This is a genomic window from Gilliamella sp. W8128 (genome assembly GCF_016100545.1).
Taxonomy (GTDB): Bacteria; Pseudomonadota; Gammaproteobacteria; order Enterobacterales; family Orbaceae; genus Gilliamella; species Gilliamella apis.
The window spans coordinates 1-3,719 of the sequence record NZ_JACFSE010000021.1; the positions used below are offsets into that span (position 1 = coordinate 1).

Here is a 3,719-nt window from a genome sequence, read left to right on the forward strand (position 1 = left end):
GTCGTACCCGGGTAACAAATACCGAAGCGCTACTCAGGATATCCCTTTCTGATGGTAGAACATTTACTCCCACAACCAATAATTCAAGAGACAATCCTATCGTTTTACCTGCTATTGGTCAGAGTTTTAATGATATTGGTATGTTAGTACCAACAGATACTGATTCTATTGCATTAAGTTCACTTATTGGCACACCTTATAATTATTGGGGGGATGATGATGGAGATGGTCAGGGAGTTAATGGCGTCACCGCTACCGGTAGTTTAAATTTATCTATTGTTGATAGATGGAATTATCCTGTTGCCCGTAATGAAGTGCTGGATATTTGTAGCGCACCATATAAATTAACTTTATCTAATACTAGCGGTAGATTAACAACACGTTATGGTATACCTAATGAAAGTCGTTTTAATGCAGGTAATGCCACTTATTATATTAATCCTAAGACATTGTCAGCGATTTGTTTTGTAAGACCACTTGCAGTTGGATTTGATTTTGGGGGGCTTTCTGATGACATTTATAACAATGATAAGGGTTTTCTACCACAGTCAGTTACACCATCGTCTTATGGTTTAAACTTTCCGACTACTGGTGCTCATAATTTGTCTTTTGATTTATGGTTTGGTGGTGTTAGTCAAGCCTTATCTTGGGCGCCGGTTTCTCATGGTGGTATTACGGCGACGATTACGCCCTATTCAAATACCAATGTTGGAGTCACCCTAACGGGTCCTGTTGTTACAGACCCTAATCAACGGCAATCAGAAAATCCAGATAGCATCGGTAGACCATCTTTACCGCAGACATTTGAGTTAGTCGGTCGTGATAGCAGTGGTAATGCGGTGGTCAAATATGGATTTGAGTTAAAGCAGTGGTTTGTTAATCGTGGTAATTATGCAAGTACCCATTCTAGTATAGAATCTTGGTGTAATAATATTGGATACCGTCTTCCAAAGGCCATGGATTTAACAAATGCGACTTGTCAGGGAGAAGGGTCAAATGCTGACTGTCAAGGTGCAGTTGGTGCAACGCCTTCGTCACCTGATAATAGATATCGTCGTCACATTGGAACAGGATTGATCTCGGAATGGGGGCGGATGGACTATTACGCTAATGCCTACTTTACAGGCGACTATGCGACGCAAGATAGGAGGGTGGGTAGTAGTCGAGCGTCTTTTTATACTGTTAGCGCGTATTATGGTGACTTGTATAGTAGGGAATATGCCTCCAGCACATTCTCCGGACTCTGTGTCTATCCTTAGCTATTATTTCTTAGTTCTTAGGTATTGAAGCTAAGGATAAGAAAAATAACGTTAGGGCGATAAAAGCGATTTTGTAGCGCGACATTCGCAATGTGCTGACAACTGAGTGAGGTTAGCATGACAAACAGGGATGTTTGCCAAGGCTGTGTTTTGTCAGGAGCAAATCACAGCCGGTGCGTTAAGACCGAACGCAGGCGGAAGGCAGTCACATCGTGACCACTTGCGTGGTCGCCGCGGGAGATTGTAAAGAGGGTTGGCGCCAACCCTCTTAACTCGGACGTAATCACCGTATAGAAACAACCACAAAACAACAAAACGTCCGAAACTCAAACAACCAAAAAATTTTGAGGAAAGGGGTTTTTAAAACGCAAAATACCTTCTAAAAACGATTATAAAATTGTCAAAATCAAAAACCTAATCTGCAAATTATTAATATTAAAAATGGTGATTTTTTAAGAGGGGAATAAAAGGGATATTATTTCTAATAAACAGCAAATAACCGATGCTGTTTTCGGGCTAGCAGTATTCATCTTTACAAAAGTTAACAATTAAACCTCCAAAAAAAGTTGCATGGTTTTTTCCAATCACTATACTTTTATAGCATATTTATACGAATGGATAAATTTTGTGCCGTTAGGCTTAAAATTTTAAATAAATCATAAAATTGGATTGACAAGGATATCTGATATGGATTATAATTTTCAACACACAACACACAACACACAACCTGCCCAACCTATAATTTCACCTTTCTAAAGTTAAGCTCATACCGTTTATTATTTCACTGCAGTTTATTATTTCAGCAATTTCCAAAATTTCCGAAATTCCGGCAAAATTTTTCAAAATTTCTTAATTTAGTCTTTTTATCTCGGCCGATGGTTTTGGTATTGACCGTAGTTGTTTTACAATCTATCTCTTTTGCTAATTATGCATTAACCACTACAACGACCAATATTATTTATGGCTCAGCCCCTTATTTAACCTTTGATGGCGGTCGTACCCGGGTAACCAATACCGAATCGCTACTCGGGATAACCCTTTCTGATGGTAGAAGATTTACTCCGACAACCAATAATTCAAGTTTAGACAATCCTATCGAGTTACCTGTTGTTGGTCAGAGTTTTGCTGATATTGGTATGTTAGTACCAACGAATACTAATTCTATTGCATTAAGCTCACTTATTGGCACACCTTATAATTATTGGGGGGATGATGATGGCGATGGTCAGGGAGTTAATGGTGTCACCGCTACCGGTAGTTTAAGGTTATCCATTGAAGATAAAAATGGTCGAGCTGTTGCCCGTAATGAAGTGCCGACTATTTGTAACGGTAAAGCGCCATATAAATTAACCTTATCTAATACTAGCGGTAGATTAACAACACGTTATGGGGTACCTAATGAAAGTCGTTTTAATGCAGGTAATGCCACTTATTATATTAATCCTAAGGGAACGCCAGCGATTTGTTATGCAGTACCTCAACACCAACCTACATCCGGGATTTCTGCTGACGTTTGGGTCGGTGGTGGTTTTCTAACACAGTCATTTACACCATCGTCTTATGGTTCAAACTTCCCGACTACGGGTGCTAATAAGTTATATTTTGATTTACTTATTGCCGGCACTAATCAGGACTTATCTTGGGCTCCGGTTTCTCATGGTGGTATTACGGCGACGATGACCGATTCACCATACCCATACAACAACTACTCCAGCGTTCGAGTCACCCTAACTGGTCCTGTTGCTACATCATCGCAATGGGCATCAGAAAATCCAGGTAGAATCGATAGCCTATCTTTGCCACAGGTATTTGAGTTAGTTGGTCGTGATAGCAGTGGTAATGCGGTGGTCAAATATGGATTTGAGTTAAAGCAGTGGTTTGTTAATCGTGGTAATTATGAAAGTACCCATTCTAGTATAGAATCTTGGTGTAATAGTTTTGGATACCGTCTCCCAAAGGTCAGTGATTTAACTAATGCGTCTTGTCGGCGATCGACTGTGTATGCTTGTAAATATTATGCAAATGAAGTAAATGCAGTAGGTGCAACGCCTTCGTCACCTAATAATCATGTTGCGCGTCACATTGGTGCAGGATTTTTCACGGAATGGGGCAGTATGATTAGTTACACTGGTGCCAACTTCCACCGCCGCGAAAACTACGATCCACGCTATTGGACGCAAGATAGGTTTGGTAGTCGTCAACAGTATTTTGTGGTTGAACCGGGAATTGGTTCAGTGTGGCTTGACGGTAATGGGGGTAACAGCTACGGAGTCTGTGTCTATCCTTAACTATTATTTCTTAGTTCTTAGGTATTGAAGCTGAGGATAAGAAAAATAACGTTAGAGCGATAAAAACGATTTTGTGGCACGACATTGGCAATGTGCTGACAACTGAGTGAGGTTAGCATGGCAAACAGGGATGTTTGCCAAGGCGGTGCTTTGTCAGGAACAAATCACAGCC

General features: G+C 40.4%; 2 protein-coding genes. Both read left to right on the plus strand.

Annotated features, from left to right (window positions below):
- A partial coding sequence (locus H3U97_RS11320; RefSeq protein ID WP_198199003.1) for a hypothetical protein occupies positions 1 to 1,259 on the plus strand: 1,259 nt, incomplete at its 5' end.
- An 875-nt stretch (positions 1,260 to 2,134) separates the two neighbouring features.
- Positions 2,135 to 3,547, plus strand: coding sequence for a hypothetical protein (locus H3U97_RS11325; RefSeq protein WP_198199004.1), 1,413 nt, complete (start codon positions 2,135 to 2,137; stop codon positions 3,545 to 3,547).
- Positions 3,548 to 3,719 lie beyond the last annotated feature (172 nt).